The 18,017-nt window shown below is 68.0% G+C and carries 20 protein-coding genes and 1 tRNA gene; 10 read left to right on the top strand and 11 right to left on the bottom strand.

The genetic code is table 11. The features are described from left to right. The first annotated feature begins 173 nt into the window (after window positions 1-173). Entirely contained in the window at window positions 174-1,058 is an 885-nt protein-coding gene (locus ACIA49_RS21490; RefSeq protein ID WP_396378959.1) for an LLM class flavin-dependent oxidoreductase, read from the top strand. Window positions 1,059-1,395: 337 nt separating this feature from the next. Here ACIA49_RS21490 and ACIA49_RS21485 read toward each other — a convergent pair. After that, a tRNA-Ser gene (locus ACIA49_RS21485) sits at window positions 1,396-1,485 on the bottom strand. 252 nt (window positions 1,486-1,737) lie between these two features. On the opposite strand from ACIA49_RS21485, the gene ACIA49_RS21480 reads away from it, so the two are divergent. The 4 genes from ACIA49_RS21480 to ACIA49_RS21465 all read left to right on the top strand — a co-directional run bounded on the left by ACIA49_RS21480 (window position 1,738) and on the right by ACIA49_RS21465 (window position 5,825). Next, on the top strand, window positions 1,738-3,309 hold the full coding sequence (locus ACIA49_RS21480) for an LCP family protein (protein ID WP_396378958.1): 1,572 nt from the start codon (window positions 1,738-1,740) through the stop codon (window positions 3,307-3,309). Window positions 3,310-3,383: 74 nt separating this feature from the next. After that, the gene (locus tag ACIA49_RS21475; protein WP_396378957.1) at window positions 3,384-4,355 is read left to right on the top strand and encodes a hypothetical protein; all 972 of its coding nucleotides are present in this window, start codon (window positions 3,384-3,386) and stop codon (window positions 4,353-4,355) included. A 45-nt stretch (window positions 4,356-4,400) separates the two neighbouring features. Beyond that, window positions 4,401-4,856, top strand: a complete 456-nt coding sequence (locus ACIA49_RS21470; protein ID WP_396378956.1) for a hypothetical protein — start codon at window positions 4,401-4,403, stop codon at window positions 4,854-4,856. 9 nt (window positions 4,857-4,865) lie between these two features. Beyond that, window positions 4,866-5,825, top strand: a complete 960-nt coding sequence (locus ACIA49_RS21465; protein ID WP_396378955.1) for an acetylxylan esterase — start codon at window positions 4,866-4,868, stop codon at window positions 5,823-5,825. A gap of 9 nt (window positions 5,826-5,834) precedes the next feature. On the opposite strand, the gene ACIA49_RS21460 is transcribed toward ACIA49_RS21465, so the two are convergent. Both ACIA49_RS21460 and ACIA49_RS21455 read right to left on the bottom strand, forming a co-directional pair. Continuing rightward, entirely contained in the window at window positions 5,835-6,209 is a 375-nt protein-coding gene (locus ACIA49_RS21460) for a hypothetical protein (protein WP_396378954.1), read from the bottom strand. 4 nt (window positions 6,210-6,213) lie between these two features. Continuing rightward, complete coding sequence (locus ACIA49_RS21455; protein ID WP_396378953.1) at window positions 6,214-7,092, bottom strand: phosphotransferase; 879 nt, start codon at window positions 7,090-7,092, stop codon at window positions 6,214-6,216. A gap of 346 nt (window positions 7,093-7,438) precedes the next feature. On the opposite strand from ACIA49_RS21455, the gene ACIA49_RS21450 reads away from it, so the two are divergent. Continuing rightward, window positions 7,439-8,206: a DUF72 domain-containing protein gene (locus ACIA49_RS21450; RefSeq protein ID WP_396378952.1), complete on the top strand. Its 768-nt coding sequence runs from the start codon at window positions 7,439-7,441 to the stop codon at window positions 8,204-8,206. Here the strand turns inward: ACIA49_RS21450 and ACIA49_RS21445 are convergent. Both ACIA49_RS21445 and ACIA49_RS21440 read right to left on the bottom strand, forming a co-directional pair. Beyond that, a complete protein-coding gene (locus ACIA49_RS21445) occupies window positions 8,201-8,674 on the bottom strand; it encodes a methylated-DNA--[protein]-cysteine S-methyltransferase (RefSeq protein WP_396378951.1) in 474 nt (157 codons plus the stop codon). The two genes, ACIA49_RS21450 and ACIA49_RS21445, sit on opposite strands and share 6 nt — an antisense overlap. 49 nt (window positions 8,675-8,723) lie before the next feature. Next, window positions 8,724-9,557: a carbon-nitrogen hydrolase family protein gene (locus tag ACIA49_RS21440; RefSeq protein ID WP_396378950.1), complete on the bottom strand. Its 834-nt coding sequence runs from the start codon at window positions 9,555-9,557 to the stop codon at window positions 8,724-8,726. 478 nt (window positions 9,558-10,035) lie between these two features. Here ACIA49_RS21440 and fgd point away from each other — a divergent pair, with 478 nt between their 5' ends. Then, window positions 10,036-11,043, top strand: coding sequence for a glucose-6-phosphate dehydrogenase (coenzyme-F420) (fgd, locus tag ACIA49_RS21435; protein ID WP_396378949.1), 1,008 nt, complete (start codon window positions 10,036-10,038; stop codon window positions 11,041-11,043). Between the two features lie 41 nt (window positions 11,044-11,084). Next, window positions 11,085-11,660 (top strand): hypothetical protein, encoded by a 576-nt coding sequence (locus tag ACIA49_RS21430; RefSeq protein ID WP_396378948.1) that lies wholly within the window; start codon window positions 11,085-11,087, stop codon window positions 11,658-11,660. Here ACIA49_RS21430 and ACIA49_RS21425 read toward each other — a convergent pair. After that, window positions 11,657-12,196, bottom strand: coding sequence for a GNAT family N-acetyltransferase (locus tag ACIA49_RS21425; RefSeq protein ID WP_396378947.1), 540 nt, complete (start codon window positions 12,194-12,196; stop codon window positions 11,657-11,659). The two genes, ACIA49_RS21430 and ACIA49_RS21425, sit on opposite strands and share 4 nt — an antisense overlap. A gap of 68 nt (window positions 12,197-12,264) precedes the next feature. Here ACIA49_RS21425 and ACIA49_RS21420 point away from each other — a divergent pair, with 68 nt between their 5' ends. Then, window positions 12,265-13,032 (top strand): SDR family NAD(P)-dependent oxidoreductase, encoded by a 768-nt coding sequence (locus ACIA49_RS21420; protein WP_396378946.1) that lies wholly within the window; start codon window positions 12,265-12,267, stop codon window positions 13,030-13,032. A 33-nt stretch (window positions 13,033-13,065) separates the two neighbouring features. Here ACIA49_RS21420 and ACIA49_RS21415 read toward each other — a convergent pair whose 3' ends face one another. Both ACIA49_RS21415 and ACIA49_RS21410 read right to left on the bottom strand, forming a co-directional pair. Next, window positions 13,066-13,860 carry an ABC transporter permease gene (locus ACIA49_RS21415; RefSeq protein ID WP_396378945.1) on the bottom strand — a complete coding sequence of 265 codons (795 nt, stop codon included), beginning with the start codon at window positions 13,858-13,860 and terminating at the stop codon, window positions 13,066-13,068. Next, a complete protein-coding gene (locus ACIA49_RS21410) occupies window positions 13,857-14,804 on the bottom strand; it encodes an ATP-binding cassette domain-containing protein (protein WP_396378944.1) in 948 nt (315 codons plus the stop codon). The genes ACIA49_RS21415 and ACIA49_RS21410 overlap by 4 nt, the downstream gene beginning before the upstream one ends. A 97-nt stretch (window positions 14,805-14,901) precedes the next feature. On the opposite strand from ACIA49_RS21410, the gene ACIA49_RS21405 reads away from it, so the two are divergent. Beyond that, on the top strand, window positions 14,902-15,699 hold the full coding sequence (locus ACIA49_RS21405) for a TetR/AcrR family transcriptional regulator (protein ID WP_396378943.1): 798 nt from the start codon (window positions 14,902-14,904) through the stop codon (window positions 15,697-15,699). Here the strand turns inward: ACIA49_RS21405 and ACIA49_RS21400 are convergent. Genes ACIA49_RS21400 through ACIA49_RS21390 form a run of 3 tightly spaced genes read right to left on the bottom strand, consistent with a single transcriptional unit; the run spans window position 15,607 to window position 17,748 of the window. Next, entirely contained in the window at window positions 15,607-16,041 is a 435-nt protein-coding gene (locus ACIA49_RS21400) for a hypothetical protein (protein WP_396378942.1), read from the bottom strand. The two genes, ACIA49_RS21405 and ACIA49_RS21400, sit on opposite strands and share 93 nt — an antisense overlap. Before the next feature lie 10 nt (window positions 16,042-16,051). Beyond that, window positions 16,052-16,654, bottom strand: coding sequence for an FMN reductase (locus ACIA49_RS21395; protein ID WP_396378941.1), 603 nt, complete (start codon window positions 16,652-16,654; stop codon window positions 16,052-16,054). Continuing rightward, entirely contained in the window at window positions 16,651-17,748 is a 1,098-nt protein-coding gene (locus tag ACIA49_RS21390) for an LLM class flavin-dependent oxidoreductase (RefSeq protein WP_396378940.1), read from the bottom strand. Before ACIA49_RS21390 ends, ACIA49_RS21395 begins: the two co-directional genes overlap by 4 nt. Between the last annotated feature and the right edge of the window lie 269 nt (window positions 17,749-18,017).

Raw genomic sequence — 18,017 nt, 5'->3', positions numbered from 1 at the left:
CCATGACCAGGGCGCCGCGCTGTCTGTGTACAGACGGACTGGTAGTACGTCATCGCCTACGGGGTGGTGCAGGCGTGACGCGGCGTGCGGCCGGGGTCGGAAGGCGGCCCATTACCAGTTCTTCTGTCCGCAGATGGGTCGCTGACGGTTCTGAGGGTGCGTAGGTTGGCGGCATGAAGATCGGTGTGATGTTGCCAGTGGGTGGGTCCGACGGGCCGACCGGGGAGATGCCGCGCTGGAGTGATGTGCGGGACGTCGCGCAGGCGACGGAGGCCGCCGGGCTGGACTCGGTGTGGCTGGCCGACCACTTCCACTACCAGGCGCCGGACGGGGTCGTGCACGGGATGCACGAGTCGTGGACGCTGCTGAGTGCGGTGGCTGCGGTGACCGAGCGGGTCGAGGTCGGGAACATGGTGCTCTGCGCCTCGTTCCGGGACCCGGGGCTGACCGCGAAGATGGCGGCGGCGCTGGACGAGGTTTCCGGTGGCCGGCTGATCCTGGGCGTCGGCGCGGGGTGGCACGATCCGGAGTACGAGGCGTTCGGACTGCCGACCGACCATCGGGTCGGGCGGTTCGCGGAGTGGTTGGAGATCGTGGCGCGGCTGGTGCGCGGCGAGACGGTCGACTTCGAGGGGACCTACTACAAGACGGCCAACGCCACCCTCGCCCCACCGCCGAACCGGCAGATCCCGATCCTGGTCGCCGGTGCGAAGCCGCGCATGCTCGGTCTGACCGCCGAGTGGGCCGACGCCTGGAACACAGCCTGGTACGGCGCCCCGAACGAGAAGCTCACGCAGACCCTGGCCGCGTTCCGCGCCGCCGTCGACAAGGGCGGCCGCCCGGTCACGACCACCATCGGCCTGATCGTCCGCGAACCCGACCAAGCCCCCACCGCAGAAGAAGGCAGCCCCGCCTTCGCCGGCACCGTCCAGGAGCTGGCCGACCTGCTCGCCACCTACCGCGACCTGGGCACCGACCACCTCATCATCTCCCCCGAACCCATGACACCCGCCTCCGTCCACCGCATCGCCGAGGCCAAACGCCTCCTCCAAGCCTGACCACTCCGAACCGCCCGCTCCCAGCCATTTCGCTGGCTAGGCACTCAAATTGGGGGTTCTGCACCCTTAACCACGGTGCTGAACCCCCAAGCGCGCTGCCTAGCCAGGCAAATGGTGCGGGGGAGGACGCCCCGCAACCGCCCCGCAGCCGCGCCCCGCATCCGCCGCGCAGCCGCGCCCCGCAGCCGCGCCCGCAGCCGCGCTGCGGCGGGCAAGGGGCGCGGCCTGGCGGGGGGTCCGGGGGCGAAGCCCTCCGGGCGGGGTCTGGGGGTTGCACCCCCAGAAAGCGCCGAAGCGCCCCGTCCACGCTCTCCGTGGACAGGGCGCTCCCAAAGCGCGGAGGCGGCGAGATTTGAACTCGCGAGAGGGGATTACCCTCAACCCGCTTAGCAGGCGGGCGCCATCGACCGGACTAGGCGACGCCTCCTCCGACGAGCCGCGTAAAGGTTCTTACGCAACTGACGACGACCAAGACTATCTGTTGAGCAGGTCCGGCGGCAAAGTGGGGTCGGGAGCGGCGGTTTGGGAGTGTTGGCTGACCCGTGTGTAACCTGGCGTGCACCGACGGGGGTCGCCAGCACACGTCAACCGAACGGCGGACGTGGGCGTCATAGGTACCGTGGGTCGCGGCCAGCGATCCACGGAAGGCCGCCACGTCGTCGATCAGGGAAACGGAGCCATGACGCGGAGTACTCGCGCCGCCGGACGGAGGTCCGCACCACGCGCCAGCCGGTCCAAACACCGGTCGCAGCGTGCGCGCACGACGTCCAAGGCCATCGGTCTCACCCTGCTCAGCGCGCTGGTCCCGGGCTCCGGCCTGATCATGGGCGGCCGTACGAAGCTCGGTGCGTTTGTCCTGACGATCGCCGGCGGGCTGCTGCTCGTCGCCGCGTACGTCGGTCTGACGCAGCGGAACTCGGTTCTCGAGCTGGCCGTGTCTCCCCGGCAGCTCCTGATCGCGACCGCGGCCGTGGTCGTCCTGGGCGTGCTCTGGATCTGGGTCGTGGTCGCCTCGCACAAGCTGCTCCGCCCGGTGAGCATGACCTACACCGGTCGGCTGGCGGGCTCCCTGTTCGTCGGGCTGCTGTGCTTCGCAATCGCCGTACCGACGACTGTTGCCGCGCAGACCGTGATGGCGCAGCGCGACCTGGTCGGCAGCGTGTTCCAGTCCGAGGACAACTCCAAGAGCGCGACCCGGCCGAAGGTGGACAAGGCGGACCCGTGGGCGAAGACGCCGCGGCTCAACCTGCTGCTGCTCGGTGCGGACGACGGCGCCGACCGGACCGGGGTCCGGACCGACACCGTGATGGTGGCGAGCATCGACACCAAGACGGGTGACACGGCCCTGATCTCGCTCAGCCGGAACTGGATGCGGATGCCGTTCCCGGAGGACTCGCCGCTGCACAAGATCTACCCCGACGGCTTCTGGGACCCGAATCTCGGCAACGTCGAGCAGCCGGAGTACTACCTGGACTCGATGTACGACAACGTCCCGAAGCAGCACCCCGGTGCGCTCGGTGCGACCGACAACATGGGCGCGGACGTGGTCAAGCTGGCCGCGGGCGCGGCGCTCGGGCTCGACATCGACTACTACATGCAGATCAACCTGGCCGGCTTTCGCAAGATCATCGACGCGATCGGTGGCATCACCGTGAACGTCAACTACAAGGTGCCGATCGGCGGCGACTACGGCGCCGGACCAGGCACCCGGGGTGCGAAGAAGCCGTCCGGCTACATCCAGCCGGGCCCGAACCAGAAGCTCGACGGGTACCACGCGCTCTGGTTCGCCCGCGGCCGCTACGGCCTCAGCGACCCGTCGCGGCAGGAGCGGCAGCGCTGCACCATCCACGCGCTGGTCAACAGCGTGAATCCGGCCACCCTGGTGACGAAGTACCAGCAGATCGCCTCGGCCAGCAAGGACCTGCTGCGCACGGACATCCCGCAGGAGATCCTGCCGGCGTTCATCGAGCTCGGCCTGAAGGTCAAGTCCGCGAAGGTCGCGAACGTCGACCTGGACAAGAGCAAGAACTTCCCGACCGGCAAGAACCCGGACTACACGGCCATGCAGGAGATCGTCGAGAAGGCGATCGCGCCGAAGACCAAGCCGGTCGCCTCGACCCCGTCGAGCGGGACCACGAAGAAGCCGACCAGCGGGACGAAGAAGCCGGCCAAGGCGACCGCGACGCCGGGGGCCGCTCAGGACCTGAACGACGCCTGCGCGTACGACCCGACCCAGACCGGGACGAACTGACAGCATCAGGACAATGTGGACTGAACCAGCGACTTCGGGGAAGGATGCTCGCACCGAAGAGCTGGGGGGCACACATGCGGCGCATCATGGCGGTAGCAGTCGGTACGGCGTTGGTCGTGGCGGGGTGCAGTAGCGAACCGGAGGGCAGCAAGCCTTCGACGACGCTCAGCGCCCCGGCCGAACAACCAACCACCCCGACGCCAACGCCCACGCCAGAACCACCGTCCGCGACGCCGACCACGACGTCGCTGAGCCCGGTGGGCTACAAGAAAGCCATCGCGAACTCCGAAACCAACCTGGTGCGTGGGGTGCAACGGGTGATGAACGCGCCGACCTTGGCGGCGTTCGACGAGGCGCGGGCGCAACTCGAGGACGCGGTCCGCAACCAGCGGCAAGCGCTGGGCGACCTTGAGCCGCCGGCCGCGGCCCGCACCGGCCACTCGCAGGCGCTGGTCGCCTTCGATCGGTACGCCGCCTCCGTCACCGCGAATCTGGCGACGTCCGGTGAGACCAAGACCGGCTGCGGCCTGCCGAAGGCGCCGGCCGTCCGGCTGTACCAGGCCAAGACAGGCATCCGTACGTCGATCGTCGAGCTCTCGAAGGAGGTCAACCGGAGCCTCGGCAAGGGCATCAACTACGGCCTCCGGATGACGCCGCCGGCGCTCGCACCGCCGCCCCAGATGACCGGTCGCGGCGCGAACGGCCAGATCATCCAGCGATCCGGTGCCCGCGGCGCCGGGACGCTGCAGATCACCAACAACGGCTCCGTGGACGTCGTGGTGGTGGTTGCGACCAGCGTGCCGCGGCAGCCGCAGGCGTCGATCTACGTCCGTCACGGTTCCAAGACCAACCTGCGCGGGATCCGCGGCAGCTACAACGTGTTCTTCAAGTCGGGGAGCGCCTGGGACGGCGTCAGCCGGCAGTTCACCGAGGGCTGTTCGTTCTCCAAGTACGACGACCGGTTCGACGGCAAGTACGACTGGACGATCACGCTGTCGCCGGTGATCGGTGGCAACGCGTCCACGTCGAAGGTCGACCCGTTCTGAACCCCAGTTTCGAAAGCGCAGCAGGCCCGATGGGATCATGGCCCGATGCGGACGACGACGTACCGGATGCGGGCAGGACGGTTCCTCGGGGTTCTGGCCGCGGGGCTGATCCTTCTCGGGGTGACTGCGATCGCGTGGGCCTTCAGTGCACCACGGGTCGCGGTCGCGGTGTTGCTGGTGCTGGGCGGCCTGGTCGCGCTGGCCGGGCTGGTGATCGTGGCCCGGCCGCCCGTCGTACTGCGGCTGCGGGACGACTCGATCGACGTACGGGGTGTGAAGACGGTCTGGACCGACGTCACCGAGGTCGGCCGGGTCGAGACGACGCACGGCGCTGCGCTCGCGCTGCGGACCAAGCGGCCGGACGACACCGTACTGCTGCCGCTCGCCTGGCTGGCACCCAAGCAGGTGCCCGCACTCGAGACCACGCTGCGCGACAAGCTGAACACCGCACACGGCTACACCATCTGGGACGGGACCGCCCCCGACCAGACTGATGACTGAGGAGCGTCTGTGCTGTCCTTCGAGTTCTCGTACGACGAACTGCTGACCTACCAGGGGACCAACCCGCGGCCGGCCGACTTCGACCAGTTCTGGGAGAAGGCGCTGCTCGAGCTGGACGAGACGGACCCGGAGGTCGAGTTCTCCGACGCCACCGACTTCCCGTTGACCACGGCAACGGCTCAGCACCTGTACTTCACCGGCACCGGTGGTTACCGCGTGCACGCCAAGGTGATCCGGCCGAACGAGCCGACCGGCCCCGCCGTACTGGTGTTCCACGGGTACGGCGGTGAGCAGCCGAAGTGGGTCGACCTGCTGTCGTATGCCGCGCGCGGGTTCACCGTGGCCGCGCTGGACGTCCGTGAGCAGGTCGGCTTCCGGACCGTCTCGCAGACGGCGAACAACTTCGACCTGCACAACCACCTGGTGCACGGGCTGGATGCCGGGCCGGACGGCCTGCTCTACAAGCACGTCTTCCTGGACACCCGCCGGCTCGCGGACATCATCGGCGCGCTCCCCGAGGTCGACGAGACCCGGATCGCGACGACCGGCTGGAGCCAGGGCGGCGGCCTCAGCCTGGTCGCGGCCGCGCTGACGCCGGGCATCAAGTACGTCGCCAGCGTGTTCCCGTTCCTCTGCGACTACCAGCGCACCTGGGACCTGAACCTCGACAAGGGCCCGTACGACGAGATCGTCACGTGGTTCAAGAAGCGCGACCCGCGGCATCTCCGGCAGGACGAGGTGTTCAACACTCTCGGGTACATCGACGTGCAGCACCTCGCGCCGCGGATCCGCGCCGAGGTCACGCTGTTCGTCGGACTCGAGGACCAGACGTGTCCGCCGTCGACCCAGTTCGCGGCGTACAACAAGATCACCTCGACCAAGGAACTCCGCGCGTACCCGGACTTCGGTCATGACGACCTGCCGGGCGCGCACGACGACATCTACCAGCTGGTCGGCGCCAAGCTCTGAGCCACTGACTCAGGTCGGGATCCAGACCGGCCACCACGGCGGCACGTTCCCCGGGCAGATACCCGGGGAGGCCGTTGGGGTGCCCTGCCAGGAGTAGAGGGCCAGGTCGGCGATGGCGATCGCGATGGCGGCGGCGATGAGCCCCATGAACAGGGTCTTGCCGGCGTAGCGGTAGGCGATCGTGAAGAGCACCAGGTTGACGATCAGCGCCAGCGGGAGCCCGAGGAACAGCAGGGTGAGGCCGTTCGGCATCGGTCCGGAGACGTCGACGTGGCAGGCCTTCCAGGAGCGGGAAGTGAGCACGACGAGGCCGAACGCGGACCCGCCCCCGACCACGACGGTCAGGAACGACTCGACCTTGCCACCCTTCGGGATCAACGCCATGTGATTACCGTAGGCGATCGAAGGCCTCGACGAGACCATCGGCGGTGATGGTGGCGTTACCGGGAAACAGTCGCTGCCACGACAACGCACGCCCGAACGTCCCGAGCCGGCAGGCAAGCTCGGCAGCACGGCGCAGGTCGGAGCCGGGCCAGTGCTCGAGGTAGGCGTCACGGACCCGCGGGACGAACTCGGGGCCGAGCTGGTCGGCGACGCGTTCGAGTGGGACGGTCAGGCTGCAGAACGGATGCGAGACGACCGCGTCACCCCAGTCGAAGAACGTGTAGCGGGACCCGTAGAAGACCTGGTTCTCGTGCAGGTCGGCGTGGTCGAGCGTGTTCGGGATGCCGAAGGACTCCAGCTCGGCACACCACTCCACCAGTTCCGGCCGCTTGTGGGCGAGCTGCTCGAAGAGATCCGGCAGTACGGCGGGCCTCGCATTCGGTACGCCGATCCGGTCGAACTCGCCAGTGTGGTCGACCAGCGCGCGCTGGAGTTCGGCGTACTGGCTGAGCAGGTCAGCCCAGTGATGCGGTTCGCGCTCAACCTCCTTGAACACCTGACCACCGTGCGGGAGGAGGGACCACCCGCGCTCGACATCGACGGCGTACGGCGTGAGCACGTGGTCGGGGACCAGTTGCGCCAGCCGTGTCGTGAGGGCGGGCTCGAAGGCGCTGCCGGGCGGATTCGCCTTGAACCACACAGGTTCGGTCGCCTCGACCCGCACAATCACCGACCAAGCCCGCAACCGCACCCGCCGCGCCCCAGTCTCCCGAATCCCCAACCCGGCGAGCCGCTCCTCCAGCCAGCTGAACGCCTCGCGCCGCCACTCCGCGTCGTCCCACGGCGTGCGCGCATCCGGCCAGCTCCCACGATCGACCTGCATCCGCACACCCAACCAGAAGCACGCCCCACCCCCCACCGATTTCCGGCTTCGGTCGTAGGTGGGGTTCGCCTGCCTGCGGCGGGCACAGAGGCCTTGGGTTGTGGCTGAGGGGGATGGTGCGGTGGGCGATCGCGTTCGTGTGGCTGACGGGCTGACGGGCTGTGGGTGGGGTTCAGGAGGGGTTGCGTTGACGGTGGTCGTTGTGGGGGGTTCTGGCACGGGTCTGCGGTTGGGGCGGATAATCAAAAGTGTGGGTTATCGGGTGGGGATTTCTGGGTGGCGGTATGGGCCGTGGCGGTCGGTTTATTACCCGGAGGGGTTGCCGCAGCGGGCTGAGTTGGAGTTCGTGTCGCGGCGGTTGAACTCGATCGAGCTGAATGGGTCGTTCTACTCGTTGCAGCGGCCGTCGTCGTACCGGCGTTGGTACGACGAGACGCCGGACGACTTCGTGTTCGCGGTGAAGGGGCCGCGATTCGTCACCCATATGAAGCGGCTTGCGGACGTGGAGGCGCCGCTGGCGAACTTCTTCGCGTCCGGGTTGCTTGCGTTGGGCAACAAGTTGGGGCCGGTGTTGTGGCAGTTGCCGGGGAACTTCCGGTACGACGGGCCGCGGCTGGCCGCGTTCTTCGAATCGTTGCCGCGGACAACCATGGCGGCGGCTGAGATCGCCAAGCAGCATGAGGATCGGATGAAGGACCGGGTGGTGCTGGAAGCGAAGCACGAGCAGCCGATGCGGTATGCGTTGGAGGTCCGGCATGACAGCTTCGAGAACGCCGAGTTCATCGACCTGTTGCGCGAGCACGAGATCGCGCTGGTGTGTGCGGACACGGCCGGCAAGTGGCCGATGCTCGACGACGTGACCTCGGACTTCGTCTACGTGCGACTGCATGGTGCCGACGAGCTGTATGTCAGCGGATACGACGAGAAGGGCCTTGACCATTGGGCTGCGCGGGTCAAGACCTGGCACGCGGGGCGGACGCCGACCGGGGGCAAGACGGCGTCGCCCGATCGGCCTCCGCGTCATCGCCGGGACGTCTATGTGTACTTCGACAATGACGCGAAGGTCCGGTCGCCGTTCGATGCCGAGGCGCTCTCGGTCCGGCTCGGGTTATGAGAAGAGCCGCGCCTCAGCCGACTCCTCGAGGTCGAGCAGGAACTGCTTGCGCTTGAGACCGCCCGCGTACCCGGTCAGCCGGCCGTTCTTGCCGACGACGCGGTGGCACGGGATGACGATGGAGAGCGGGTTCTGGCCGACTGCCTTGCCGACGAGTTGCGCGTGACCGCCGACCTCGGCCGCGATCTCGCCGTACGTCGTGGTGGTGCCGAAGGGGATGTCCTGGAGCCGGGACCAGACGCGGAGCTGGTAGTCGTCGCCGGTCAGGGTGGTCGGGAGGTCGAAGGTGATCCGGTCGCCGTCGAGGTACTCGTCGAGCTGGCGAGCCGCCTCGGACAGCACGGGGTCGGATTCGACCCGCTCGCCGAGCGGCATCGGCTTCACCCAGTGGTGGGGGAAGTAGACACCGGCCAACGCGTTGTCCGAGGCGACCAGCGTGAGCTCACCAATCCGGGTGCTGACGATCATGTGCCTGTTCATGCCCATGGAACGCGCCAGCACCCGAATGTGTGAGGGGTTAGCCGTTCACGCGCTCCCGCGTCCGCTGCCGGAACGTACGCCCGACCTGAGTGACGTCCTCATGCCGTACGTCGGTTGTGACAACCGCCGGAGAGCCGTCCGTCGGAGCGTGGATGGCCCAGGCCCCGCGCGGATCGATCACGCCGGACTGGAGTCCACCTTCCGGGTTGGCCGGAACCGCCAGGCTGATCCAGCACGTGTTGTTCACCGCGCAACCCCGCGCCTGAACCGCGATGTGTTCGTGGTGCGACACGCCCGCGGTCGAGTACGAGACCAGTACGCCGTCCACGCCGAGCCGGTCGTACTCGGTGAACAGTTCCGGGAAGAGCACATCCAGCCCGAGCGCGAGCCCGAACCGGAAACCGTCCACCGCGAACGTCACCGGCGCGGAACCCGGGGTGTACATCCAGGTGATCTTCGTGGTCGAGAGCATCCGCTCGTCGTACCGGGCGACCACCTTTCCTTGGTCGGAGACGACGTACATGCTGTTGTGCGGTCGCGCGTCGGGGAGCTGGTGGATGCTCGGGAGCACCGTCCAGACCCCTAGCTCGCCGGACAGCTTCACGATGCTGTCGAACTCCTCCTGCAGGACCTTCCAGTCGGCCTTGGTCCAGTCGGACGGACCGATCTCGTCGGGGCCGAGCGACGACATGATCACCTTGCTGGGGAAGCTGAGCGCGCCCTCGGTGAAGTGGACCAGGCGGGCACCGGCCGCGGCCGCCTGCTTCAGGAGCGAGCGGACCTCCGCGCCGCTGGAACGCAGCAGCGAGGGGTCGGTGGGGTCTTGGTGCACCGTCGACTGGGCGACGGAAATTGCCAGTACTTCCGGCATGTCTTCTCCTGATGGAGTCGGGCGGAAGTGCCGGAGGGCAGACGTGTAGGACTCACCCGTCTTGGCGGCGCGGGCGCGAACCCGCCGCTTGAGATTCCTGTGCGCTGTCATCTGGCCTTCCGCATGCGCAGACACGATCCTCCGGCGATCCCGTCCGCAGCAGTTGACCAGGACGAGCGGCCCGAGACGAGAAGTCCCTTTGCCCCCTGCGACGAGACCGGGCCGGAGCCGGTCAACGGAGGTGAGGCGCGGGCCGCGCCGGGCCCAATCCTGTCCGATGCCGAAGCCGCGGGTCAAGCACCGCCGCCGTCGGGAGCGACACGTAGAGGTCGGGGCCGGCGGCCGATCCGAACGGGCGGCACGCCTGAGCGGGGCGGGCCGTGGGCACTACTACGTGTTCTTACCGACGGGCGGCATAAAGTCGGCCTTGCAGGTCGTTGGGGTCTGAGTACGGGTTGACGAGGATTGGGAGCGCAGGGTGAGCATTCGCGTCGGGTACAAGGCGTCGGCGGAGCAGTTCGGGCCACGGGATCTCGTGGAGTACTCCGTCCGGGCCGAGGAGCTGGGGCTCGACAGTGTGACGGTGTCGGACCACTTCCTGCCGTGGCGGCACGAGGGCGGGCACGCGCCGTTCGCGCTCGCGTGGCTGGCTGCGGTCGGTGAGCGGACGAACCGGGTCCTGCTCGGTACGTCGGTGCTCACGCCGACCTTCCGGTACAACCCGGCCGTGATCGCGCAGGCGTTCGCCACGCTCGGCGAGCTGTACCCGGGCCGCGTGATGCTCGGTGTCGGTACCGGTGAGGCGCTGAACGAGATCGCCGTCTCCGGTCGCGAGTGGCCCGAGTTCAAGGAGCGCTACGCGCGGTTGCGTGAGGCCGTTCAGCTGATCCGCGACCTGTGGACGAAGGACGGCGTCAGCTCCGAGGGTCCCTACTACAAGACCGTCGACGCGTTCATCTACGACCGCCCCGAGACCCCGTTGAAGATCTACGTCGCCGCGGGTGGACCGCTGGTCGCCAAGTACGCCGGTCGCGTGGGTGACGGGTTCATCGCGACCTCGGGTAAGGGCATGGAGCTCTACACCGAGAAGCTGATCCCCGCCGTCAAGGAAGGCGCCGAGGCGGCCGGCAAGAAGTTCGAGGACATCGACCGGATGCTCGAGGTGAAGGTCTCCTACGACCGCGACCCGGCGCAGGCGCTGGAGAACACGCGCTTCTGGGCGCCGCTGTCGCTGACCCCGGAGCAGAAGCACAGCGTGACTAGCGCGACCGAGATGGAGCGGCTGGCCGACGAGCTGCCGATCGAGCAGGTCGCCAAGCGCTGGATCGTCGCCTCTGACCCCGAAGAGGTCGTGAAGCAGTTCCAGCCGTACCTCGAGGCCGGGTTCAACCACTTCGTCGTGCACGGCCCGGGGAACGACCAGGAGCGGTTCCTGACCCAGTTCACCGAGGACGTGCTCCCGCTGCTCCGCAAACTCGAGGGCTAAACCGGGTTGAGGTCTGGTGTCGGGCACTCGACAATCAACGTGTGCCCGACACTCAGATCGTTCAGGACACGGACCCGCGCTGCGCCGAGCTCGAGGCGGCCGGGTACCGGGTCGTGGGCGAGTCGTGGGCCGCGCATCTCGCCAATCCCGACCGGGATCTGCTGGAGACCGCGGTCAGCCGGGCGACCGCTTCCGGGTTGACCTTGCGTGAGCTCGGCGCTGAGTCGGCCGAGGCGCTGCACACGCTCGAGAAGCTCAACGAGAACGATTACCCGGTCACGCCGGCCACCCATCGGGTCGTCGGTGAGCTCGAGAAGACCCGCGGGCTCTGGCCCGAGCACCGGGTGTTCGGGGCGTTCGATCGGTCCCGGCTGGTGGGTGCGACGGTCATCCGGTCGCACGAGGGCTCGGGCGACACCAGGTTCACGTCGGTGCTCGCGTCGTACCGGCGTCGGGGTGTCGGGCAGGCGGTGAAGGCCGCGTCCATCCTCGCGTTCCTCGACATCGGCATCACGCGGTTCAGCACCGGCGGCGCCGCGATCAACGACGGCAGCCTCGGGGCGAACGCAGCCCTCGGGTACGTCGTCGACGAGCGCTGGCGGTCGTACCAGCTCTAAACGGTCACCGTGACCGGCCGGGTCGGTGGGACCAGGGGGTCGGTCGCGAGCCGGGCGTGCCGCTCAACGTCGTACCGGGTGCCGTCGTAGGCGAGGCGGTGCCGTTCGACGCCCTCGGGGAGGAAGCCCGCACTGGCGGCGGCGCCGCAGGAGGCCGGGTTGTTGAGGCGGTGGCCGAGCTCGAGGCGGTAGAGGCCGGCGTCGTGATGGGCCCAGTCGGCGAGCGCGCGCAGGGCGTCCCGGGCGATGCCCTGGCCGCGGACCTCGGCGAGTGTCCAGTACCACGTCCAGCCGACCTGATGGCGGTCGATGTTGGTCACCGCGACACAGCCGATCGGGTGATCGTCGGCGTCCGCGACGGCGTACACGTGGCCGTTGTCCAGATCGGCGACCCGGCCGATCCAGTCCAGCGCGGTCGCCCGGTCCACGATCCCGCCCTGATAGACCATCTCGGGATCGGCATGGGCCTGCGTCAACCGCAGTGCATCAGCCGTCCGCCACCGCCGAAGATCGAGCCGCCCCAGCGCGTATCCCATTCAACGAATCTACCGCCGGGCCGCGCGCACGAAACCCCACCCGGCGTGGCTTTGGCAGGATGAGGCGTATGGGATATCTGGATTTCAGGGACCAGATCGTGTTGGTGACCGGCGCGAGCAGCGGGATCGGGGCAGCTGCCGCGGTCGGGTTCGCGGAGACCGGGGCCACGGTCGCCGTGCACTACCACCGCAACGAGGAGGGCGCCCGGCACACCGTCGGTGCGGTTCAAACAGCAGGCGGTACGGCGTCGCTCCACCAAGCGGATCTGGCCGACCCGGCGGCGGCCGGGGCGCTGGTCGACGAAGTACTGGCCAAGCACGGGCGGATCGACGTACTGGTGAACAACGCCGGGGATCTGGTCAAGCGGTCACCGATCGTCGACGTACCGGATGAGGAGTTCCAGCGGATCCTGGACGTGAACCTGACGTCGGTGTTCGCGCTCAGCCGGCGGATCGTGCCGGTGTTCCGGGCCCAGGGCGGCGGGTCGATCGTCAACGTCACGTCGATCGCCGGGCGGCACGGCGGCGGTGGCGGCTCGGTCGTGTACGCGACCAGCAAGGGCGCGGTCAGCACGTTCACCCGCGGTCTCGCCAAGGAGCTCGCGCCGGACGGGATCCGGGTCAACGCGATCTCGCCGGGCGTGATCAGTACGCCGTTCCACGACCGGCACACCGGTGCGGAGCAGCTGAAGGCGATGCTCACCACGATCCCGATGGGCCGGACCGGTACGCCGCATGAGTGTGTCGGCACGATCCTGTTCCTCGCCTCGGAGCGGATGGCGTCGTACGTGACCGGCCAGATCGTCGAGGTCAACGGCGGTCAGTTGATGCCGTAGGGGCCCCGGCGGTGTGCCGGAGCCCCCTTTGGGTCAGCGGGACAGGGTGCGGTAGCGGTGGGCGGAGAGCGGCAGGAAGATGGCGGTCAGCAGGAGTGGAGTGATGACCGCCATCAGGACCGAGTGACTGCCGATCCAGGTCGTGGTGGTCGATGGGTCGGGGTTGCCGAAGAGGGTTCGGGATGCGGTGGCGGTGGCCGACAGCGGGCTCCACTGGGCGATCGTGCCCAGCCAGGCCGGCATCGTGGAGGTCGCGACGAAGGTGCTGGACAGGAAGCCGAGCGGCCAAACGAGCACCTGGACGATCGTGATGCTTTGGGCGTTCTTCACGGACAGCCCGATGAAGATTCCGATCCACAGCAAGGCGAATCGCAGCAGGAGCAGCAGTCCGAAGGCGGCCAGTGCCGACGGTAGCCCGTCATGCCAGCGCCAGCCGAGCGCGAGCCCGGTAACAGCCAGTACGGCGAGCGCCACGATCGTGTCGAGCATGTCCGCCATGCAGCGACCGAGAACGACCGCTGCGGAGCTCATCGGGAGCGAACGGAACCGGTCCGTCACGCCCTTCTCCTTGTCCTGGGTGACGGCGGTCATGGTGCCTTCGAGCCCGAAGAGCATGGTCAGCGCGAAGATGCCCGGCACCAGGAGTTCGTAGTACGACTCCCCGTCGGGGAACTCCATCGCGCCGCCCAGCAGGCCGCCGAACAGCAGCAGCATCAGCACCGGGAAGAACCAGGAGAAGATGATCAGCCCGGGCTGCATCCGCCAGTGCGTGAGGGTACGGCGGGTGATCGTCCACCCGTCGGCGATGGTCCAACCGAGCGCGCTCATGCGGCCGGTCCGGTCAGGTGCAGGAACACTTCGTCCAGCGTCGGTCTGCGTAACGTGATGTCCTCCGGTTCGATTCTTGCCTCATGTAACGAATTGGCGATCAGTGTCAGGGCCCGGGTGCGGTCCTTGACCGGAACGCTGATCCGGCTGCCCTCGACGCGGATGTCGCCGTCCGCGAGCGGCTCGGCCAGCCGCCGTACCTGCTCGACCTCGGCCGGATCGACGAGGACCAGGTCCAGCCAGTCCGAACCGAGCTGGGACTTCAACGCGTCCGGCGTTCCCTCCGCGACGACCTTGCCGTCCTTGAGCATCGAGATCCGATCCGCCAGCTGGTCCGCCTCCTCCAGGTACTGCGTGGTGAGCAGCACGGTCGTGCCGTTGTCGACGAGTTGCCGGATCGCCGTCCAGACCTCTCGGCGGCCGCCGGGGTCCAGGCCGGTGGTGGGTTCGTCCACGAACAGGACGGTCGGCGCCACGATCAGGCTCGCCGCGAGGTCGAGCCGGCGACGCATGCCGCCGGAGTACTTGCTGACCGCCTGCCCGGCCGCTGCGGTCAGGCTGAATTGCTCGAGCAGCTCGTCGGCACGCCGTACCGACTTGGTGTGGCCGAGATGGTTGAGCCGGCCGAACATGGTGAGGTTCTGCCGACCGGTCAGCACCTCGTCGATCGCCGCGTACTGCCCGACGAGCCCGATCCGCCGCCGTACCTCGGCTCCTTGGCGACTCACGTCGTACCCGGCGACGGACGCCGTACCGGAGTCCAGTTGAAGCAGTGTGGACAGGATCCGCACGGCTGTTGTCTTGCCGGCGCCGTTGGGGCCGAGCAGGCCCGTCACGGTTCCGGCGGTGACTTCGAGATCGAAGCCGTTCAGGCCTGCCCCCTCGGTGCCGCCGCGGTAGTTCTTCCGCACCTCGGCGGCCTCGATCACCTGTTGCCTCGTCACTCTCCACCTCTCTGTCAGGGTTGAGTCGTAGACTGTACCGTACACTGTACGACTCAGGTACGATCGGGACAACGACGAGCGGTGGGAGTTTGTTCCGGTGGCTGGAAAAAAGGTGGCGGCGGCCGATCCGGCGCGCAGTCTGGCGCTGCTCTGGGGCAGTCACACCAAGCCCGGCCGCTCGGGGCTGACCGTGCAGGCGGTCGTCGACGCCGCGATCTCGGTGGCCGACGCCGAGGGCCTCGAGGCGGTCTCGATGCGCGTGATCGCCGAGCGGCTGAAGGCCGGCACGATGACGCTCTACACGCACGTCCCGGGCAAGGCCGAGCTCACCGACCTGATGTTCGACCGCGTGTACGGCGACCTGTACGCCGACGTGGACGAGCCGGCGCGTCAGGCCGACTGGCGGGCCGCGCTGGAGTTCGTCGCGCACCGCAACTTCGACGTACTGGTCCGGCATCCGTGGATCCACGAGGTCCCCACGATGCGGACGGCGCTGGGCCCGAACATCACCCTGAAATACGAAGCCGAGCTCCGCCCCCTCGACGGCCTCGGCCTCACCGACGTCGAGATGGACTCAGCTCTCACGCTGGTGCTGACCCACGTCACCGGTACGGCGCGCGCCGGGGCCGAGCAGGTCCGCACCCAACGCGACTCCGGCCTGAGCGACGAGGAGTGGTGGCGTCAGATCGCGCCGACCCTCACCCACGTCATGGCCGGTTCGGTCGTCGCCTTCCCCATCGCCGGCCGCGTCGGCACCTCAGTCGGCGAATACTTCCAGTCCACCGTCGACCCGGCCCACGCACTAGCGTTCGGGCTGGACCGGATTCTTGACGGCATCGCTCTGCTGATCGCCTCGCGTTCGAAGAATCAGGAGCACCAGGCCGATCACGGCTGACGCGCCGGCCGCGATCAGGCTGCCCAGGCCGGGGCGATCCGAGCCCACGCCGACCTCGCGGACGAGCAGATCCTTGCCGTCCACGGCGTACTCGACCTGCATCTCGTCGCCCTTCTTGGGTACGTCGAGGAAGTCCGAGGTGGTCGTGTGCACAACCTGCCCGTCGGGCAGCGTGAGCTCGAGGTCGAGGTAGGACTCAGCCTTCACGGGGTTCGTGACATCCAGCACCGTCGCGATTGCCGTCGGCGCCCCGTCGAGCCGATGGTCGAGATCGCGCGTCGTCCAACCAACCGCGAGCGCGAGCCCGCTCAGCACGAAGCACAACGCTGCCCATCGCCTCATGCTCCAAGTATCAGCTATTCAGCAGGTCCTCGAAGGGGGTCGGGTTGGCGTAGGGGTCGGGCTTCACGGGGGTTTCGTGGTGGAGGGTGCTGACCAGTTCGGTGGCGGCTTGGGTGATGCGGGGGCGGAGCTTGGCGGCGTTCGGGCCCCAGTCGGTGGAGGCGGCGTAGACGCCGGTGGGGACGGGGAGGGCCTTGAGGTAGGCGAAGAGGGGGCGGAGGGCGTAGTCGAGAACCAGGGAGTGGCGCTCGGTACCGCCGGTCGCGCCGAGCAATACCGGCTTGCCGGCCAGGGCCTGGTCGTCGAGGACGTCGAAGAACATCTTGAACAGCCCGCTGTACGACGCGGAGAAGGTCGGCGAGACCACGATCAGTGCGTCGGCGTTCGTGACGGTGGTGAGGACCTTCTCCAGCTCGGCCGACGGGAAGCCGGTGAGCAGGTTGTTGGTCAGGTCGTGGGCGTAGTCGCGGACCTCGATCGTCTCGGTCCGCGCCGTCTGCCCACGGGCCGACAGTTCATCGCGTACGGCGGCCGCCAGTTGGTCGGCGAGCAGCCGGGAGGACGACGGTGTCGTCAGCCCGGCCGTCACGACGGCGATCACGCGCTCGGTCATAGTGTCTCCAAATCGCGGGCCCGCGCGGCCGCGGTCTTCAGCGACTCATGGGTCGGTGCGTCCGGCACGTGGGCCGGCTTGAGGGCGGCAAACTCCTTGCGCAGCACGGGAACGACCTCTTCGCCGAGGATGTCCAGCTGCTCCAGCACGGTCTTCAACGGCAGTCCGGCGTGGTCGATCAGGAACAACTGCCGCTGGTAGTCACCGAAGTGCTCCCGGAACGACAGTGTCCGCTCGATGACCTCCTGCGGACTCCCCACCGTCAAAGGCGTTTCGCGCGTGAAGTCCTCCAGTGACGGCCCGTGCCCGTACACCGGCGCGTTGTCGAAGTACGGCCGGAACTCCCGTACGGCGTCCTGTGAGTTCTTGCGCATGAAGATTTGCCCACCGAGTCCGACGATCGCCTGGTCCGCGGCGCCGTGTCCGTAGTGCTCGAACCGACGTCGGTACAGCTCGATCATCTGCTTGGTGTGCGAGACCGGCCAGAAGATGTTGTTGTGGAAGAACCCGTCGCCGTAGTACGCCGCCTGCTCCGCGATCTCCGGTGACCTGATCGAACCGTGCCACACGAACGGCGGTACGTCGTCCAGCGGTCGCGGCGTCGAGGTGAATCCCTGCAACGGCGTCCGGAACTTACCTTCCCAGTCGACGACATCTTCACGCCAGAGGCGGCGGAGCAGCGCATAGTTCTCGACCGCGAGCGAGATCCCGTTGCGGATGTCCTGCCCGAACCACGGATACACCGGGCCAGTGTTGCCGCGACCCATCATCAGGTCCACGCGGCCGTCGGCGAGGTGCTGCAGCATCGCGTAGTCCTCGGCGATCTTCACCGGGTCGTTGGTCGTGATCAGCGTCGTCGAGGTGGACAGGATGAGCTTCGAGGTCTGTGCCGCGATGAACCCGAGCATGGTCGTCGGCGACGAGGCCACGAACGGCGGGTTGTGGTGCTCCCCGGTCGCGAACACGTCCAGCCCGACCTCTTCGGCCTTCAGCGCGATCGCCACCATCGACTTGATCCGCTCGCCCTCGCTCACCGTCTTGCCGGTGGTCGGATCCTCGGTCACGTCACTGACGCTGAACACCCCGAACTGCATCGGGTCCTCCTTCGACTGGTGTAGTTCACTATTAAACTATCTTGTCCGGCGTAACGCCAGTCCACCCCCCACAATTCCGGAACCGGCCGCCTGGCGGCACTGGATGGGTCGACCGCCCCGCAGTTGATCGCTGCGATGCGGCCGGTTTCGTACGGCATGTGGGTGCTCGCTGCTGCGGCCGATTGACAGCAGAGGGTGGCTGAGGCCCGGCGCGGGGCTGAGGGGGATGGTTCGGTTGGCGACCGACGCTCCCTAAAACCTGCCAATGA

The organism is Kribbella sp. NPDC051587 (assembly GCF_044453945.1).
In the GTDB taxonomy this organism is placed as follows: Bacteria; Actinomycetota; Actinomycetes; order Propionibacteriales; family Kribbellaceae; genus Kribbella.
Note: the sequence above shows the minus strand (reverse complement) of the source record. Positions and strands in the feature narration are given on the sequence as shown.

Excerpts from the sequence above, each read along its gene's own strand:
- ACIA49_RS21490 (WP_396378959.1), top strand. The coding sequence starts at position 174 with ATGAAGATCGGTGTGATGTTGCCAGTGGGTGGGTCCGACGGGCCGACC.
- ACIA49_RS21480 (WP_396378958.1), top strand. The coding sequence starts at position 1,738 with ATGACGCGGAGTACTCGCGCCGCCGGACGGAGGTCCGCACCACGCGCC.
- ACIA49_RS21475 (WP_396378957.1), top strand. The coding sequence starts at position 3,384 with ATGCGGCGCATCATGGCGGTAGCAGTCGGTACGGCGTTGGTCGTGGCG.
- ACIA49_RS21470 (WP_396378956.1), top strand. The coding sequence starts at position 4,401 with ATGCGGACGACGACGTACCGGATGCGGGCAGGACGGTTCCTCGGGGTT.
- ACIA49_RS21460 (WP_396378954.1), bottom strand. The coding sequence starts at position 6,209 with ATGGCGTTGATCCCGAAGGGTGGCAAGGTCGAGTCGTTCCTGACCGTC.
- ACIA49_RS21455 (WP_396378953.1), bottom strand. The coding sequence starts at position 7,092 with ATGCAGGTCGATCGTGGGAGCTGGCCGGATGCGCGCACGCCGTGGGAC.
- ACIA49_RS21445 (WP_396378951.1), bottom strand. The coding sequence starts at position 8,674 with ATGATCGTCAGCACCCGGATTGGTGAGCTCACGCTGGTCGCCTCGGAC.
- ACIA49_RS21440 (WP_396378950.1), bottom strand. The coding sequence starts at position 9,557 with ATGCCGGAAGTACTGGCAATTTCCGTCGCCCAGTCGACGGTGCACCAA.
- ACIA49_RS21425 (WP_396378947.1), bottom strand. The coding sequence starts at position 12,196 with ATGGGATACGCGCTGGGGCGGCTCGATCTTCGGCGGTGGCGGACGGCT.
- ACIA49_RS21420 (WP_396378946.1), top strand. The coding sequence starts at position 12,265 with ATGGGATATCTGGATTTCAGGGACCAGATCGTGTTGGTGACCGGCGCG.
- ACIA49_RS21415 (WP_396378945.1), bottom strand. The coding sequence starts at position 13,860 with ATGAGCGCGCTCGGTTGGACCATCGCCGACGGGTGGACGATCACCCGC.
- ACIA49_RS21400 (WP_396378942.1), bottom strand. The coding sequence starts at position 16,041 with ATGAGGCGATGGGCAGCGTTGTGCTTCGTGCTGAGCGGGCTCGCGCTC.
- ACIA49_RS21395 (WP_396378941.1), bottom strand. The coding sequence starts at position 16,654 with ATGACCGAGCGCGTGATCGCCGTCGTGACGGCCGGGCTGACGACACCG.
- ACIA49_RS21390 (WP_396378940.1), bottom strand. The coding sequence starts at position 17,748 with ATGCAGTTCGGGGTGTTCAGCGTCAGTGACGTGACCGAGGATCCGACC.